Raw genomic sequence first — 16,049 nt, 5'->3', positions numbered from 1 at the left:
TGTCCACATGTATGTAGGTTTAGTTGCGGCAGCGGCCGGCATGATGGCGGCCAATACGCAATCGCAGGTCGCGAACCGGGTCATGAAGATGAGCCTCGACGCCCAGGCGCAGGTGCTTCAGTTGCTCGTCCCATCGCAGACCAGCCCGGCAACGAACAACGCGCCGGGCATCGGCGGTCATCTCGACGTTTCAGTTTAGGTCGATTTCGGGCTTTGGTCCTGTGTCGGTGTGATCCAGCCGACACCGACGCCCCCCGGCTGCATCAGGATCGCCAGCCGGCCAACATTTGGAATATCGAAAATCGGCTTCATCAATTGCGCGCCGGCGGCCACTGCCTTCGCGACGCGCGCATCGATGTCATCGACGGCGAGATACGGCATCCAGCCATCGGGAACGCCCTCCAGGCCGGGACGGTTGGTAGGGAAGATGCCGCCGACCGGCTCGCCATTCGCTAGCGCCACCCAGTAGCATTCGCCATCCGGTTGGGTCTGTGCCTCATAGGTCCATCCGACCGTTCGGGCGTAGAATGTCTTGAATCTTTCCGGGTCGCGGGTGACGAATTCAGTCCAGTGAAAGTGACCATGTCCCGTCATTGGATCTTCCTTTGTATCTGTGTCGATCACGCGCTGACGAACACCTCGAAGCCGCCATAGATCATACGTTTGGCATCGAACGGCATCGCCTTCGGATCCATCATGTCGGCGAGGCGCGGGTCCTTCATCACCTTGGTGTTGACCCTGTCGCGATGCTTGCGCGACTTGTAGGTAATCCAGGCAAACACCACAGTTTCGCCCGGCTTCAGCTTCACGCTGCGCGGAAACGACGTCCACTTGCCGACCTTGACGTCCTCCGCCACGCATTCGCGATAGTCCAGCGCGCCGTGCTCGCGCCAGACCTTGGCGGCCTTGCGTGCCATGGTACGGTAGGCATTGAGACGCTTCTTCGGCACCGGAACGATGAATCCATCGACATACTGCATGGAATTCCTTTCGGGTACGCTCAGGGGAACCGCAGGTGCGGGGGCATTCGGACCCGTCCGTTCGTTGTGATGCTTGACCGGTCAGTAGTGAACCGGGGTCATGGCGCCAACGATGCCTCAATCAGTTTGATCGCGTCGGGGCTGTCCCATTCAGCCGGTCCGGCCATGTTGCCGATTTCGCAACCGTGGCCGTCGATCAGCACCGAGGTAGGCATTCCGACCGCCATGCCAACGCTCTTGAGCGCCTGAAAAACGGACGCTTTGTCGTCATGAAAATTGCCCAGATGAGTCAGGTTGGCTTCTTTCAAAAAAGCCTTCGGTTTGTCGGAGTCGCGGGTGTCGATATTGATGGCGACCACGGCGAATTTATCGCTGCCAAGCTTGCCCTGAAGTCGGTCCAGGGCCGGCATTTCCGTCCTGCAGGGCACACACCAGGTCGCCCATAGGTTCACGAGAACGGTCTTCCCTTGCCAGTCCGAAAGCTTCCTGGGTTGGCCGTCGCCGTCCATAAAGGCCAGGTCCGGCATCTGACGTGGTTTCGATGCCATGGTCAGCGAAGCCACTTCGCCTATGGCCTGCGGGGCGAGCTTTTTGGACAGTTCCACCGCCGTACCGCAGGGTACGAAGGCGTGAGCGGCGGACTTCGCATGCCTGAGGTGCCCGACACCTAAAAGAGTGGCCGTAACCCCTACGACGATAGCGACTGCGACCAACGGGCCTATGGGAAGCTTGCTTTCGGCGCGGTGAGGTGGCGTGGGGGTATCGGTCATATCGTTTGTCATCCTGTATAAGATACGGGTATGCAGGCGTCGGCTTCAGACGGCTACACCAACCGGACGGGATCAATCGTCCGGCAAGCATGATGAAAATGAGCGCACGGCATGAGCAACAAGATGTGGGGCGGCCGGTTCGGCGAAGGACCCGATGCGATCATGGAGGAGATCAATGTCTCAATCGACGTGGATCGCCACCTCTACGCCCAGGATATCGCCGCGTCAAAGGTCCATGCTGAGATGCTTGCCGCTCAAGGCATCATCGCGGCGGATGATGCGAAAAAAATAGGCAAGGGTCTAGACACGATTTTGTCAGAGATCCGCAACGATTCCTTCGACTTCAAGCGAGCGCTCGAAGACATTCACATGAACGTGGAGGGCCGACTCGGGGAACTGATCGGGGCCGCGGCGGGACGATTGCATACCGCGCGCTCTCGTAACGATCAGGTTGCGACCGATTTCCGCCTCTATGTCCGTGACGTCATCGACGAGACCGATGCTGCGCTCGATGCCTTTCAGCAGGTTCTGGCGACGCGCGCTCTGGAGTTTGCAGGGACGGTGATGCCGGGTTTTACGCACTTGCAAACTGCTCAGCCGGTGACCTTCGGTCATCATCTGTTGGCCTATGTCGAAATGGCAGCCCGTGATCGCGGGCGCTTCGCCGATGCGCGCAAGCGTTTGAACGAGAGCCCGCTTGGAGCGGCCGCGCTGGCGGGTACATCCTTTCCGATCGATCGCCATGCCACCGCGAAGGGACTTGGGTTCGATCGCCCGATGGCGAATTCGCTTGACGCGGTTTCTGACCGTGATTTCGTTCTGGAGACACTATCGGCCGCGGCGATCGCATCGACGCACTTGTCGCGTTTCGCGGAGGAGATGGTGATCTGGACGTCGCCGCTGGTGGGCCTTGTACGACTTTCCGACAAGTTCACCACGGGTTCGTCGATCATGCCGCAAAAGCGCAATCCGGACGCTGCCGAATTGGTGCGCGCCAAAACCGGTCGCGTCGTCGGAGCGCTCACGGGGCTGCTGGTCGTGATGAAGGGATTGCCGCTGGCCTATCAAAAGGACATGCAGGAAGACAAGCAGGGTGCGATGGAGGCGTTCAGCGCGCTGTCGCTGGCGATCCGCGCCATGACCGGCATGGTCGCCGACCTCGTGCCTGACGAGACGCGGATGAAGGCCGCGGCCGGCGACGGCTATGCGACCGCGACTGATCTCGCAGACTGGCTGGTCCGGACGCTGAAGATGCCGTTCCGTGATGCGCATCACGTCACCGGGCGTATCGTTGCCGCTGCATCGAAGCAGGGCGTCGCCCTGCATGAGCTGCCGCTGTCTGCGATGCAGGAGGTGGAGCCGCGCATCACCCGCGACGCCCTTATGGTGCTATCCGTGGAGGCATCGGTGAAAAGCCGGACGAGCTACGGCGGGACCGCGCCGAAAAATGTTCACGCGCAAGCCGAGGCCTGGCTCAAGCGGCTGAAAGAGCGAAAATAGAATCCGTCCTTTTTTCGCTTGAATTTCCCTGTCTTCCGGTCTCGCCAGAACAGGGCATTCTTTGTATGGTGCCCCTGATTGGGGAAAACGCCGTGAACAGCACTTCGAGATCCGTCTCAGCGAGATGGGCACTATTTTTTCTGACAGCAGCTGCGCTGGCGCTCGCCGGTTGCGGGCGAAAGGGCGAGCTCGATCCTCCCTCGACCGCGTCGGAACAGCCGCCAGCCGCCGCCCCGGCGGCGGCGGACCATGAGCGCGTTAATACAACCCATGGCAACTTGTTCGATCCGTCTTACGGGATGAACAGTGATCCGGCTGCGTCCAAGGGCACCAAGAAATCCTTCATCCTCGACCCGCTGCTCGACAGCCGTTGAGATGCGGCCGTGGCGGTTCAGACGTTTGCCTCACGATCTCTGCACTCCTATGAGCCGAGATCACAACAGAAGCGCAACCGGTGTCCTTCTGAATCCGAAGTTCCCTAGGGAAGGTGCGACATTGGTGAAGCGAACGTCGGATTCGGGAAACTAGTTTTATGCACCACTTCGATTATCGCGACGGCGTGCTCCACGCCGAGGGCGTCGATCTTTCAATGCTCGCCGAGGTCGTCGGCACGCCGTTCTATTGTTATTCGACGGCTACGCTGGAACGGCACTACCGCGTATTTGCCGAGGCTTTCGCAGGGACCGACCATTTGGTCTGCTACGCCGTGAAGGCGAATTCCAATCAGTCGGTGCTGCGAACCATGGCAAAGCTCGGAGCGGGAGCCGATGTCGTCTCCGGCGGCGAACTTAAGCGCGCGCTCGCTGCGGACATTCCGGCGAGCAAGATTCTCTTCTCGGGCGTCGGCAAGACCGAATCCGAACTACGCGCGGCGTTGGCCGCGGACGTTCTTTGCATCAATGTTGAATCGGAACCAGAACTCGACCTGCTGTCCCGGCTCGCGATTGAAACGGGTCGCACCGCGCGCGTCTCGGTCCGTGTCAATCCTGACGTTGATTCCGGCACTCATGCCAAGATTTCAACGGGCAGACTGGAGAACAAGTTCGGCATTCCGATCACCCAGGCGCGTGCAGTCTATGCCAGAGCGGCGAAGCTGCCCGGTATAAAGGTCACCGGCGTCGACATGCATATCGGCAGCCAGATCACCGATCTCGGTCCGATGGAAACAGCCTTCCGTTTGCTGGCGGATTTTGTCTCCACGCTGCGCGCCGATGGTCACGTCATCTCGCATGTCGATTTTGGCGGCGGCCTCGGCATTCCCTATTACGAGGACCGATCGGCGCCGCCAGAACCGCTTGCCTATGCCGACATGGTCAAGCGCGTGACCCACAATCTTGACTGCACGCTGATGTTCGAGCCGGGCCGCATGATTGTCGGCAATGCAGGCATACTGGTGACGCGCGTCATCTACGTGAAGCATGGCAATGCCCGGAATTTCGTCATCATCGATGCGGCCATGAACGACCTCATTCGCCCCACGCTATACGAGGCCTATCATCAGATCATGCCGGTGCGCGCCGCATCCAAGGATGCCACGGTGATGGTTGCCGATGTGGTCGGTCCGGTTTGTGAGACCGGGGATTATCTGGCGATCGAGCGCAATCTGCCGGAGCCGCAAGCCGGCGACCTTCTCGCGATCATGACCGCCGGTGCTTACGGAGCAGTGCAGTCAGGAACCTATAACACCCGCGCGCTGATCCCCGAGGTGTTGGTCAAAGAAGACCAGTATGCGGTGGTCCGCCCGCGCATCGAAGTCGAGCAACTCATTGCAATGGACAAACTTGCACCCTGGCTGTGATCGCCGCCGCCTCGCTCAATTCCAATGGTGTCACTATCGATCGTGCAGTTGCGCTGCAACATGAGGGCGCTTCGCGACTGCGCGAATGAGGGCAAGCTGAGGATAATGCAAGAGTAAAGGCCCAAGAGCGCGAGTCAAAAGCCGCGCTCGCAGGGCAAGATCCGGCGGCCTTCAACGCCGGGCCGAGTCCGTTGCACGATATACATCTATTTGGTATGGGTGTGCCCGCCGCTCCCTTTAGGCACGCGAAACGGGCTAGAGTGGGGCTGTTCGAGATTGGTGTGCCGGGGGTGCCGCAGCCATCGATCTTTTCAGTTCGTCCGGGACATCCCGGGTTTCTTTGGCTCCTTCATACCGCTGGGAGTATTGTAGTAATGAGCTCTGGTAGTGATACAGTGCATTCGAACCGGTCCAACGCGATTCTCGGCGCGCTGCTGGGAACATTGTTGTTTGTGCAAACGGTACGCATCATCGACGAATCGTTCAGCGCGCCAGAGTCGTCGCACGCTGAAGCCAGCCATAAGGCCGAGACCAAGGAAGCCGCAGCCGCGTCGAGCGCCGGTGACGCGGAGTCGTTCAACAAGGCGCTAGCCAGTGCCTCTGCCGAGCGCGGTGCCGGGCTCGTCAAGCAGTGCCAGAGTTGCCACACCATTGAAGAAGGCCAGGGCAAGAAGGTTGGTCCGGGCCTTTACGGCGTTGTCAATCGGCCCATCGCTTCGGAGGAGGGCTTCAACTACTCAGCTGCCTTGAAGAGCAAGGCTGGCGGCAAGTGGACCTTTGCCGAACTCAACAAGTGGCTGGATGACCCGAAGGCCTACGCCAAGGGCACGTCCATGGGCTTCCCTGGGTTGAAGAGTGAGACCAAGCGCGCTGACTTGGTTGCCTATCTCAATACCCTTTCCAAGAGTCCGGCGGCGCTACCGAAGTAGGCCGTCTTGCATGCAAGCCTTGGGACTTAAAAGGCTTGCATGATCCGAACTCGATGGCGCTCGCTCGCGAGCATTCCGCTCGCGGTTATACCGTCAGGGTGAGTCAAACACAACGCCCGCCGGCTGCTGCTGGCGGGCGTTGCGCTTTGCCAAAGAGAAAAGTTGGGGCGGATCATTGCCGCAGCTTTGATTTTCTCGAGAACCTCGCGCAGCGAGCCTAGTGCGAGGGTAGGCGGCTAGCGGAAGCGGATACGCCGTTACGAATTGACGCTAACGGCTGCCACTCGCTCTCTATCGCCGTGGTCTATCTCTATCGCCATAGTCTATCCGTAAATCACTGACAGCCAAGCGATGGGCCACTAGTTACGATTGCAGGGGCTGGCTGCGATGCAAGCTTCCCTTTTCGGTCTTAAAGATCCGATTTTTGCGTCGATCCGGCCGCTGCCGGGCGGCTGATAAGCTCCCTTTTCTAAAGGTTTCGGGCTGCTCTGCAGGTTAGCGAGGCCGAGCCATCACACTGCATGCTGAGGGAGAAATGAACCTCTGGCGAACATCGATCGCCGGATCGTTGCCGGCTGTGTGTTCACGAATCAATCCCGAGCCAGCGCGGGCCATCACCACATGTTGAGGACGGTGCGCGCCTCGTCTGACATGCGGCTAGCATCCCACGTCGGTTCCCAGACGATGTTGACCATGGCATCGTGCACGCCCGAAACCCCTTTCACCGCGTTCTTTATCTGGCCAGGTATTTCCGCTGCGGACGGACAATTTGGGGAGGTCAGTGTCATCTCGATACTGACCACGCGATCGTCGTCTATTGCGATTTTATAGATCAGACCAAGCTCGTAGAGATCAGCCGGAATTTCCGGATCGTAGACTGTCTTGAGCGCGGCGATGATTTCTTCGCCCATCCGTGCCATTTCGTCAGGCGGAGTGTTTGAGGAGTGATCCGTCGCGTCACCCGCGCGAGCCTCGACTAGGCAGGCGCTTTCGGTTCCAGCCACATTCGCCTCGTCCATCATGTCAAAAACTCCTGCGCTGTGGCGAAAAGCTCGCGCCAAGCTTTGACCCAGGTCCACCCAGTTCGGCTCGCTAGGTTCGAATTCGGATAGGTCTTCCGCCGCACGTCTCTTGGAGCGGCTCGCCGACTGGGAGTCCCTAGGCCAGCGTGTTTAACCTACATAGCGCAGTTGCCCGCCTTATCCAAGCAGCAAGCAACGTTGGCCTTGCTGCATCTCGAAATTCGTGCCGCCAAGTCGCGACCAACCCTTTATAAGACGAGATCGCAAGAAGACGAGATCGCACGTGGTCCTGGGTGATCGCAAGAATGTGTTCGGCCAAGGAACTCGCCGCATCTCGACTCAAAGGGGATGGAGTTCCCCCGGCGCGATCGCCGAGAAGAATTTAGTGGAACGAAATTCTGGAGCAATTCTAGCCATGTCCCGGCTTTTGCCTGTGGGCTACAGTAGGGGATTTGGTCGAGCGCGTGGGCCGCACCCGCTGATTTTAAAGCAGAATTGTGCTTCGAATGGACGAAGTGGGCTGGGGAAATTGAGTTGACGCGAACGTTGTTACCATGGTAAGTTTTGGACCGTACCAATTTAGCATGGTTGGATTAGTTGGACTTAATGCGCAGCCGCCAAGGTAGGAAGATTGGCGGAACGAGTTCACATCGTTGGTATTGTATTGATGTGCGGTAATGCGTAGTCCCAACCAGAGGAGCCCTTCATGTGCGACTACAGTCTGCATCACGTCTCTTCGCGGCCTGCCAAGGTCGCCGATAAGCTGGTCACTATGGAGCTCGCAAAATCGAACGTGCGCGGCTTTGCCGCCGTGGGCGAGCTCGGTCCCAAGCTTGTAATTCATGACAGCCCGCCTGAGCTGGCGGTCTGCTTGCTACCTGGAACGGAACTCGCATTTGATGAGAATGTTCAGTATGAGCAACCCCGGAGCTTTCTTGGGATAAAGTTTTCCGGCAAAGCTCGTGTTGATCACAAGGTCGCGAGCTTCCGTAAAGTCGATACGGATAATCCGTACGTCCAGCACGACGCACTGGAATTTCCGAATGGACAGGTTTTGAAGGTTGCTCAGCTTGTGGCGGGGCAAACCGCTACGGTATTGCAGCTGCCTGTCAATGCGCAGCCGGACGAACACGATCACGAGCATACCGGACGTCGGCGTGCGCGCGATGCGCGTCTGGCCTTGAACCGCTCTGCCAGGCAAGGAATGTTTGTGCCCAACCAGGGCATGGTAATGTTGTGGGATTCAGTCCGTGGCAGGGCCATTGACCTTTCGAGCGCTTTGACAGAGTCGTTCCAGCGTCTCACCGCGCCGAAGCAGCCTTCGATTCTTGAGGGTGAAATGGCGGCAGGCATGGGTGCTGAGGTAAGCTTCGAGAACGGCGTGCCCACAGTTACATCGACGGCTGCTTCTCAGAAGCCGGAGAAAAAGATCAGGGCTGGCTCGTCTGTCTAGTTGCCCTCGACTGCTGTTTAGTTGACAGGGCTGAACGCCTTAGTGAAATCAATTAGCGCCCGCGAAAAAGCGGGCGCTAATTTTTTTGGTGAGAGCGTGGCGCCAGATGGTTGCGCATGCGACCGAACGAGCAAAAACAGAAGAAAAAACAGAAGATAGGTTGATGGGACCCTGTCGATAGGGCGATGCGTATCACGTTCTGCCCTCGTGGTTGATGGTGACTGCAAGTCTTCGCTGACCGAGCTCGCCATCAAGACCGCCAGACTCACGAATGGTTGGTTCGCGCTGACCACGGGTGAGCTTAACTTAGCTTTCAATTCGGCAAAGCCGTTAGGCGATTCGAAAAGCACGTGGCCGTCGTTGCGGCGAGAGCCGTGTTCTGATGCGGCGATGGGTCGCGACAGCCGAACACACGATACAACGCGTAGCGGCGCGAGTTCATCCCGACCGATAAGTTCATGCGAGCGCAACGTAGGAAACGTCGACTCTAAATCTCTCGGATATGAACGCGGGAGTCGAGCGGCTTTGATCGCGTTCTAATTCTTCCCAATCGCACGAGGTTCTGACCCTTTCAGGCGGTAACCAGAACAACATGCTGGCACCGACATCTGTTGCGATAACGCATCGGGTCAAAAGCGCGAAGCGACAACACGACCAGTCAGACGTCCGAGGTGCGATGATTGGAGCGCGATGATGCGGTTTTGACGAAAGCGGGCCATGGCACAGCGCCTAGCACAGGCAATGCGGTGCTCGCTAAGCTCCCCCAATGTCAAGCTCACGATTCTCGCGCCGCGCCCTTGGTGACATCGTTCTGACGACGCAATCAATTTGAGCGTTATCAGTCACGAAGAGCCCCATGGGATGGGCCTTGCTGCACGTCGCCAACAATCAGCTCCGCCTGCGTCGGGATAAGCGGGCGGCTTTGTCGCAAACATGGACTCGAGCAACAATAAATGAGTACACGCCAGAACCAAGCGCTTCATCCAGGCCGCTCTCAGGGAATGGCCTACGCTCGGGCATACCAACCTCGGATGGCCGACCTCAGAACCTGTCGATGTGGACACATATCTACAACTGGCGCCGACCCCACAGTACTCAAAGCCACCCATCAGTGGTCTCGCTCAAACCGAGACAACCTCTTCAGGCTCCGCATCCAGAGCGCACATGAATGCCAATTTTTCTCGCTGATTGAATAACTCACCAAGATGACCTCTCCTCAATGCGGACTTACCGTGTTGGGGAGGAAAAAATCCCGATCGTAAATGGAGTTGAAGCGAAGGCCGAGGCCGCATAGTATGGCATACTCGCTTTTGGTCTCATTCAATAATCCGGGATAACGCCTTAGAATGCACGCTCTATTCAGAATCGTCGGAGTTATCACCTTGATCGCCGGATTGGGCTTTATGGGGCAGGGCTTCCGCTTTTACGGCTATCCTGCCGATGGCATCATAGTCAGGCATACCGAATGGGTCTATTACGGCGCGGCGATGGCTGTCGTCGGATTTTTGCTTATCATTTTTTCCAGGCCCTCCGAGGAACCATAAGCGCCATAGCTGGTGGGCTGCAACCGCCCTCGTCTCTGGCGCTGCTCTAATCGCAAGCCCTCAGAAGATTGTTTATTCGCCGGTCATCGGCGCTGAAGCTCGGCTTCAGTGTTTTCGAAGGGCGAATAGACATCAGTAGGGTTCGCGTAGTTCAGCGTCCTGATTGAGCCTCGACGCTTGCGCTGCATGGCGCGCGCGGCTGCATCGCGTGCAATCGTACGCAACCCGCGATCGACTCCGTAACAAGCGCGGCCTTGCGGATACTTGGCTCATTGCCCGTTTCGGCTTTTGCGATCTGCTGAAGCCAGGGCTGCCCTCGCCCGGGACCAGCATCCTCACAAGCCCTGTCGACCGTTGTCGCGATCTGCAACGCACGCAGGAGAGCCTGATTCAACAGCGTTGAATCCTCTACTTGAGCATCGTCCTGCAGGCCCGTTTCACTGGCGCTCGGGCAGCCTTTCGCGCAGGGCATCTTTACCAGCGGACGAAAAACAAGTGAGGATTCGCAGTGATTGGCTCCTCGGAATTTTCAATCCTTGCCGGCGCCATCAAACTTGTTCGCGAGGTGCCAGGTTCTCGGTTTGGAAGGACTTCGCTCGATGTCAATTGCGGCCGCTCTTCCCGGTATCGATCCACTGCGTCCGGTGCGTATTCCGACTCCGGCCGCTTGCTGCATCCGCGTTGAGAAAACGGCAAGTCGTCCAAGCGCCAGGCATCGTCGGCACGGCCAAGACAGGACGTCAACAATGACAGGACGTCAACAATCGTACGCTCGCAACTGGGCCGGGATGAGGGGAGGTGTTTTACTGTTTAACCGTCCGCATCCCGGTCTAGAGTAATGGGATTGATCGCGTTTCTTGGGTCGATCGATCCAGAATCATCGCAACGTGCGGCCCGTGCGCGCACCCTCTCATCGTGACAGCACGCGGCCGACCTCGCTTAAGCGACGCAGCTCTGAAACCCTTCAGTGATCATCTGTTCGGGCAGATTGCGGCCGATGAAAACGATCCGGCTTTGACGCTTTTCGTCCTCCTTCCAGGGCCGTTGATGGTCGCCGTCGAGAATCATATGCACGCCTTGGAACACGAAACGACGATCCTCATCCTTGAAGGAAAGAATGCCTTTGCTGCGCAAGATATTGGGGCCTTCCTTCTGCACGAGATCCTCGACCCACGGGAAAAATTTGTCGGCGTCGAGCGGCTTGTCGGTTTTGAGCGAAATCGATTGCATTTCCTCGTCGTGGTAGTGCTTGAGCCCGCCATGATGGTCGTGGCCATGGTCATGATGATGGTCGTGATCATGGTCATGGTCATGATGATGATGGTCATGATCGTGATCATGGTCCTTGCCTTCGAGGAAGGTCGGTTCGATATCAAGAATGCGGTCGAGATCGAAGGCGTTGCGTTCTAGAATCTCGTTGAGCGGGATCTGCGCTCGCTGTGTCCTGTGCAACTTCGCGTAAGGATTGATGCCGCGGATGCGCGCTTCGATTTCGCTGAGCTCGTCGGGCGAGACGAGATCTGTCTTGTTAATCAGGATCACGTCGGCGAAGGCAATCTGGTTCTTGGCTTCCGGAGCGTCCTTGAGCCGGTCATTGAGCCACTTGGCATCGGTGACGGTCACGACCGCGTCGAGCTTGGTCTTCTTCCCGACATTCTCATCGACGAAAAAGGTCTGTGCCACCGGCGCCGGATCGGCGAGGCCCGTGGTCTCGACGATGATGGCGTCGAATTTGCCATTCCGCTTCATCAGGTCGGCCAGGATGCGCATGAGATCTCCGCGCACGGTGCAGCAGATGCAACCGTTGTTCATCTCAAACACTTCCTCGTCTGCGCCGACGACGAGGTCGTTATCGATGCCAATTTCCCCGAATTCGTTGACGATAACGGCGTATTTTCTTCCGTGTTCTTCCGAAAGGATACGGTTGAGCAGTGTGGTTTTACCGGCGCCAAGATAGCCGGTCAGCACGGTGACCGGGATTTTGTCAGTCATTTTGTTCCTCCGCTGGTTCGCCTATATAGGCACCCAGCCTCTTTGCATCAATCACCACGAGGGATTGTTTCCTCGGCGTTGGTTTTGGCGGCCTTCGCTTGCGTTGAGCGCCGATGTTGATTTTGCGCGGGCTGCCGGATATCGCGCTCCGCTGACGCTAGGCTTGGTGCTGCGCGTGAGTTGGGTCTGCGCAATAGCAAGCAGAAGAGGCCCGAATGGGGCCGACTTCTCGGGTGCTCGCTCCACGGACACCCGTCAGAGCGTAGCAATTTTCCTGGCGAGCCTGCCAGGCTGACACCGAAGCCAGCCGATTCTGGCCCTATTTGCGATCGGCCTCCTGGTTCGCCGCATCCGGCTGCGTATCATCCGGTTCGCGCGTGAGTAGTCCGCCCCTCAATAACCCGGCAATGAACATGTCCGGGCTGAGCGTTGAAACGTGGATACCCTCCTGGAACATGCGATCCGCAACCGCTTCCATGTACGCCTCATCGCTGAGGTTCTGTTCGTTCCAGCTCGACTCTCGCAGGCGGCGGATTGCACCGGCCGACGTTTCGGCCTCTATCAGCAGTCCCTGGTTGGTGCGGTATCGCATCGGCTATTTTCTCCTAAGACAGGTGTTTCTGGGGCTCCGACATCAGCCTTAATCACAGGCGAGTACGGCTTGTCCATGAGGGCGATCGACACCTGATCCGGATGTGTCTTGAAATAGCGCCGGCTCTGGCCGGGCGCGTCGCTCCCGCCGCGCGCCGTCGATCGACGTGGGAAACTATTTTTCTCAGCTGCCGTGAAGAATTTGGAGATCCCGGCGCTTTACGGAACCTCATTTGGACCCGTCTCGCAACCAAAACGACAAATATCGTAAACGCCGAACATAAACCTCGGCTCGCTTATGGCTGATCCATCCAAAAGTGCCAAATCGGCTGTCAGCTACAACCTTATGATCGCGGAACTATCCTCGCGCCGTATTCTCAGGCTTCTGCAATTCGCCGCTTACAAAAGGGATGCGAGCATGCACCTTCCCGGATCAATTCAATCGGCGAGTACAACCATTTCGCCGTCGATGACCTGATATTCGGCAAGAAGCTCTGGAGTGGCTTCTGAATCGACCTTGATTTCCGCGTCAGGGAGGGTCTCCTTGACCGCGCGAACAGCCGCGTCCTGGTCGGCGATGGCGACAAGGATGAATTCCCGGCGTAACGCCCCGCTGGCGCCTCTGCCCGGCCTCACGGTGCTGATCTTCCAACCTTTAAGCATAGCCTAGTATGACATGGATTCGCGCCGGCGTACAATCCCGTCGGGTTCGTTTTACGCCGGTTATGCTCGTTCCCGTCAATGTATTCCGGAATGAGGCAGCGACGGATATACAATTATATTGCGGAGCAACAACGGACGCCTGGCCGCCTCATTCGCTATGAGTGATCGTTTTGGTGATGCCTGAGCGAATTGCGTCCGTCTATTGCGTCAAGCCCTCGACTTGGGAGGAGGCGCATTCCACTAACCAGGTCGAGCGTGTTGCGCGGCAACGGTTGGCCTTCGGCAGCGGATTATTCATTGAACCCGAAGGTTTGCGATTGTAAACGTGCCACCTTCACCCCAAGAGGTCATCTGATGCCGGATACCGCGCTGAGCGTACTCGTTGATGCATTGAACCGGCCCGTCCATTTTCCGAAGCTTGACCAGACCGGATCTCTCTTCATCGCGGAGCCGCCGACCCCGTTCGTGCCACCGAGATTCGAAACGGAGGAGGGCGATCGGGCGGTTCTGGAGAAGGAGATCATTTTGATCGAGGCGTCTGCAGCGACCGGCAAGAGTACCCTGGCAAGACAATTGTCAGCCCAGCTCGAGATCCCGATCCTCGATCTGGCAAAGGTGCCCGTTTCCGCCGGATCGCTCCATGCCCTGTTGGCCGATCTTGAGGCTGCCGATAAGAGCGAACCGATCGCGGCGTTTCACGAGGGGCGGATTCCCGTCATTGTCGACGCTCTTGACGAAGGGAGATTGCTGTCGAACGAGACCGGGATCGAGCAGTTTCTCGGATCAAGTGTCGAATTATTGCAGAGGGACCGGCGTGTTACATCAAGGCCCAAACTGGTCCTGTTGGGAAGGTTCGAGTCGATTGAACTGGCGCGACAGCAATTTGAACGCACCGCGCCTGGAGTTAAGCACGTCACGGCGAACGTCGAGTTCTACGACAAAGAGGGTGCCCGGCAACTTATCCACGCTTATGCCAAGGCGGCCGCCAGGCCAGGCTCACACTATCTGGAGCACCCGGACCTCGCCGAGGATTTCATAACGACTTTCTTTGATGCGATCGAAGCTGCGCTTGGCTTGTCGGCAGGCGAACTGTGGCACGACGGAAGAGGAAAGGTATTCGCGGGCTACGCGCCATTGCTTGCGGCGGTAGGGTCGATCCTGGCTGTGATCGACGATTTCACAACCGTCGCCAGAAACCTTAAAGCAAACCGTGGCCGCGAGGCATGGGGAGTAGTCGAGGCGGTCCTGTACGAGATACTGTGTCGCGAACAGGACAAGTTGCGGGATCGGATGAGAGATCAATGCGAGTCCTCGTTGCCGAACGCGGTTTATGATGTAGAGGAGCAACTGGCGCTCCTTGCACAACATATCGAGTCGAAGCCGCTCGAGGGCGCCGGCCGTGTCAGGCTCTCGGCGTCTGACATGGGAAAATACAGAGCGATGGTGCAAATCTATCTGCCGCATCATCCCTTCTTGCGAAGGCACGAATTTGGTGATGCCGTGCTCGGCGCGAACGCCGTGTCGCGCGCGGTCTATCACGGCGGGACGATTTCCCGGGAGCGACTTATTAGCTTGTCGCGACAATGGCGCCAGTCGGCTCCGATGGGCCCGCGGTCGCGTTGATCGCGCATGCCATAGAGCCATAGAGTACATTCGCCGGAGCGATGTTCTCATGAAAAGCCGGTGTCGCTCACGGCGTTAACCGGCCCGTTGCGGTCATCCACCATTGCGGCGCTCGAAGTTCGGTGATGGCGTCAAATGCATCATAGGGTTTGATATCGAGCACGGGAGTGCCGTCGTAGGCGTCCAGAGCCTTGACGGTCAGAATATTTTCGTGGCGCTTCAGCAACTCGACAACGGCCAGTCCAATCGGATTGGGTCGTTCCGGGCCGCGGGCGCAGAATACACCCACTTCCGGCAGGTCGGTGCGATGCCGAGGGTGCGTGGTTAATGGGACAGGCTTGCCGACGAGCTGATCCATCCAAAACAGGATGATCAGATGCGACCATTCCTCAATGCCAGTCAGCGCCTCCGCAAGATCCTCACGCACGACGATTTCCGCGACGATGTCGCGGCGTGATATTCGCATCTCGTTTGTGAATCGGCTGCGCACGGTAGCGATGGATCGCATACAAATCGTCATGGGTGGCTACCAGTGTGGAATTGAGTGATCCAAAGCGGTTGTCCGGCGAGAGGCATTTGCGGTCCGTGGTCTGCTGAGCATTTTACATTGCTCCAAGATCGAGCGTCACGACAAGAGACACGAGAGAAGTCAGGACAGGAGATGTCATTCGGCATCCGCATCCTCAGTTTGTCAAAGCTTGCGAACGAGACATGAAGCTCTGATCAAGTTCAAGTTGTGATCAAGTTCCAAGGGGCCTAGGCGCCGCGTTTGCACTTCGGTAAATGTTTCAGCGACGCCGCCGCCGCTTGCGCCGTCGATGATTAGAATTCAGCACATGGTCAAGAAAGAGTAAGAAGATTTGCGGTCGCTGATCGTACGATCGAGATGACGTATCGACGTAAAAACCTCGGCGAGACGTTTGATACAGCGCAAAGATGCAATTAGTTCTCGCGATTGGAACGTTTTCGTTGTTGCCGCATAGCAGCATGAACGGCGCTTGCATCTTAAAATATACTCCTTTAAGAAAACGGCCGGTACGTAACGCGCTTGTTAGGCCCGTATCAAAGGCCGTCAGGTGCTTGTGCGGGTTTATGACAAGGAGCGCGAGCGGCATGAAGATGTCGATGGGCCAGTCTGGCCGCCGGTTTGGCCGCCGGTTTCTGGGATTAGCGTTTGGCGGAGC

At 57.8% G+C, this 16,049-nt stretch carries 16 protein-coding genes; 8 read left to right on the top strand and 8 right to left on the bottom strand.

The genetic code is table 11. The annotated features are described in order from the left end of the window. The first annotated feature begins 7 nt into the window (after positions 1-7). On the top strand, positions 8-199 hold the full coding sequence (locus GGQ85_RS12880; RefSeq protein ID WP_079447870.1) for a YjfB family protein: 192 nt from the start codon (positions 8-10) through the stop codon (positions 197-199). Here GGQ85_RS12880 and GGQ85_RS12875 read toward each other — a convergent pair. The 3 genes from GGQ85_RS12875 to tlpA form a co-directional block, all read right to left on the bottom strand. Then, on the bottom strand, positions 196-594 hold the full coding sequence (locus GGQ85_RS12875) for a VOC family protein (RefSeq protein ID WP_309774846.1): 399 nt from the start codon (positions 592-594) through the stop codon (positions 196-198). The two genes, GGQ85_RS12880 and GGQ85_RS12875, sit on opposite strands and share 4 nt — an antisense overlap. Before the next feature lie 26 nt (positions 595-620). Continuing rightward, positions 621-980, bottom strand: coding sequence for a DUF1428 domain-containing protein (locus tag GGQ85_RS12870; protein ID WP_079447869.1), 360 nt, complete (start codon positions 978-980; stop codon positions 621-623). Between the two features lie 98 nt (positions 981-1,078). Then, positions 1,079-1,750 carry a thiol:disulfide interchange protein TlpA gene (gene tlpA / locus GGQ85_RS12865; protein WP_244553543.1) on the bottom strand — a complete coding sequence of 224 codons (672 nt, stop codon included), beginning with the start codon at positions 1,748-1,750 and terminating at the stop codon, positions 1,079-1,081. 111 nt (positions 1,751-1,861) lie between these two features. On the opposite strand from tlpA, the gene argH reads away from it, so the two are divergent. The 4 genes from argH (at position 1,862) to GGQ85_RS12845 (ending at position 5,977) form a co-directional block, all read left to right on the top strand. Further along, the gene (argH, locus tag GGQ85_RS12860) at positions 1,862-3,250 is read left to right on the top strand and encodes an argininosuccinate lyase (protein WP_309774845.1); all 1,389 of its coding nucleotides are present in this window, start codon (positions 1,862-1,864) and stop codon (positions 3,248-3,250) included. Between the two features lie 92 nt (positions 3,251-3,342). After that, a complete protein-coding gene (gene lptM, locus GGQ85_RS12855) occupies positions 3,343-3,624 on the top strand; it encodes an LPS translocon maturation chaperone LptM (RefSeq protein ID WP_374708889.1) in 282 nt (93 codons plus the stop codon). A gap of 158 nt (positions 3,625-3,782) precedes the next feature. Further along, positions 3,783-5,048: a diaminopimelate decarboxylase gene (gene lysA, locus GGQ85_RS12850; RefSeq protein ID WP_079447865.1), complete on the top strand. Its 1,266-nt coding sequence runs from the start codon at positions 3,783-3,785 to the stop codon at positions 5,046-5,048. Positions 5,049-5,422: 374 nt separating this feature from the next. Then, entirely contained in the window at positions 5,423-5,977 is a 555-nt protein-coding gene (locus tag GGQ85_RS12845; RefSeq protein ID WP_079447864.1) for a c-type cytochrome, read from the top strand. Positions 5,978-6,591: 614 nt separating this feature from the next. Here GGQ85_RS12845 and GGQ85_RS12840 read toward each other — a convergent pair. Next, the gene (locus GGQ85_RS12840) at positions 6,592-6,999 is read right to left on the bottom strand and encodes a DUF59 domain-containing protein (RefSeq protein WP_309774843.1); all 408 of its coding nucleotides are present in this window, start codon (positions 6,997-6,999) and stop codon (positions 6,592-6,594) included. Between the two features lie 706 nt (positions 7,000-7,705). Here GGQ85_RS12840 and GGQ85_RS12835 point away from each other — a divergent pair. Beyond that, complete coding sequence (locus GGQ85_RS12835; RefSeq protein WP_079447862.1) at positions 7,706-8,452, top strand: hypothetical protein; 747 nt, start codon at positions 7,706-7,708, stop codon at positions 8,450-8,452. 1,382 nt (positions 8,453-9,834) lie between these two features. Continuing rightward, complete coding sequence (locus GGQ85_RS12830) at positions 9,835-9,996, top strand: hypothetical protein (protein WP_244553541.1); 162 nt, start codon at positions 9,835-9,837, stop codon at positions 9,994-9,996. A 939-nt stretch (positions 9,997-10,935) separates the two neighbouring features. Here GGQ85_RS12830 and GGQ85_RS12825 read toward each other — a convergent pair. From GGQ85_RS12825 to GGQ85_RS12815, 3 genes are all read right to left on the bottom strand, one after another. Then, complete coding sequence (locus tag GGQ85_RS12825; protein ID WP_309774842.1) at positions 10,936-11,988, bottom strand: CobW family GTP-binding protein; 1,053 nt, start codon at positions 11,986-11,988, stop codon at positions 10,936-10,938. Positions 11,989-12,307: 319 nt separating this feature from the next. Then, positions 12,308-12,580 (bottom strand): hypothetical protein, encoded by a 273-nt coding sequence (locus GGQ85_RS12820; protein WP_079447859.1) that lies wholly within the window; start codon positions 12,578-12,580, stop codon positions 12,308-12,310. Between the two features lie 437 nt (positions 12,581-13,017). Beyond that, positions 13,018-13,215, bottom strand: coding sequence for a hypothetical protein (locus tag GGQ85_RS12815; RefSeq protein ID WP_158081545.1), 198 nt, complete (start codon positions 13,213-13,215; stop codon positions 13,018-13,020). 381 nt (positions 13,216-13,596) lie between these two features. Here GGQ85_RS12815 and GGQ85_RS12810 point away from each other — a divergent pair, with 381 nt between their 5' ends. Further along, positions 13,597-14,865: a hypothetical protein gene (locus tag GGQ85_RS12810; protein ID WP_309774841.1), complete on the top strand. Its 1,269-nt coding sequence runs from the start codon at positions 13,597-13,599 to the stop codon at positions 14,863-14,865. 67 nt (positions 14,866-14,932) lie between these two features. On the opposite strand, the gene tsaA is transcribed toward GGQ85_RS12810, so the two are convergent. Then, positions 14,933-15,373 carry a tRNA (N6-threonylcarbamoyladenosine(37)-N6)-methyltransferase TrmO gene (gene tsaA / locus GGQ85_RS12805; RefSeq protein WP_274533971.1) on the bottom strand — a complete coding sequence of 147 codons (441 nt, stop codon included), beginning with the start codon at positions 15,371-15,373 and terminating at the stop codon, positions 14,933-14,935. Positions 15,374-16,049: the final 676 nt, after the last annotated feature.

It is taken from the genome of Nitrobacter vulgaris (genome assembly GCF_031453995.1).
GTDB classification, from domain to species: Bacteria; Pseudomonadota; Alphaproteobacteria; order Rhizobiales; family Xanthobacteraceae; genus Nitrobacter; species Nitrobacter vulgaris.
This window is presented reverse-complemented; position numbering and strand designations above follow the sequence as displayed.

What these genes read in the sequence shown, in the direction of transcription:
- GGQ85_RS12880 (WP_079447870.1), top strand. Translation starts at nt 8, where the DNA reads ATGTATGTAGGTTTAGTTGCGGCAGCGGCCGGCATGATGGCGGCCAAT.
- GGQ85_RS12875 (WP_309774846.1), bottom strand. Translation starts at nt 594, where the DNA reads ATGACGGGACATGGTCACTTTCACTGGACTGAATTCGTCACCCGCGAC.
- GGQ85_RS12870 (WP_079447869.1), bottom strand. Translation starts at nt 980, where the DNA reads ATGCAGTATGTCGATGGATTCATCGTTCCGGTGCCGAAGAAGCGTCTC.
- tlpA (WP_244553543.1), bottom strand. Translation starts at nt 1,750, where the DNA reads ATGACCGATACCCCCACGCCACCTCACCGCGCCGAAAGCAAGCTTCCC.
- argH (WP_309774845.1), top strand. Translation starts at nt 1,862, where the DNA reads ATGAGCAACAAGATGTGGGGCGGCCGGTTCGGCGAAGGACCCGATGCG.
- lysA (WP_079447865.1), top strand. Translation starts at nt 3,783, where the DNA reads ATGCACCACTTCGATTATCGCGACGGCGTGCTCCACGCCGAGGGCGTC.
- GGQ85_RS12845 (WP_079447864.1), top strand. Translation starts at nt 5,423, where the DNA reads ATGAGCTCTGGTAGTGATACAGTGCATTCGAACCGGTCCAACGCGATT.
- GGQ85_RS12840 (WP_309774843.1), bottom strand. Translation starts at nt 6,999, where the DNA reads ATGATGGACGAGGCGAATGTGGCTGGAACCGAAAGCGCCTGCCTAGTC.
- GGQ85_RS12835 (WP_079447862.1), top strand. Translation starts at nt 7,706, where the DNA reads ATGTGCGACTACAGTCTGCATCACGTCTCTTCGCGGCCTGCCAAGGTC.
- GGQ85_RS12825 (WP_309774842.1), bottom strand. Translation starts at nt 11,988, where the DNA reads ATGACTGACAAAATCCCGGTCACCGTGCTGACCGGCTATCTTGGCGCC.
- GGQ85_RS12820 (WP_079447859.1), bottom strand. Translation starts at nt 12,580, where the DNA reads ATGCGATACCGCACCAACCAGGGACTGCTGATAGAGGCCGAAACGTCG.
- GGQ85_RS12810 (WP_309774841.1), top strand. Translation starts at nt 13,597, where the DNA reads ATGCCGGATACCGCGCTGAGCGTACTCGTTGATGCATTGAACCGGCCC.
- tsaA (WP_274533971.1), bottom strand. Translation starts at nt 15,373, where the DNA reads ATGCGATCCATCGCTACCGTGCGCAGCCGATTCACAAACGAGATGCGA.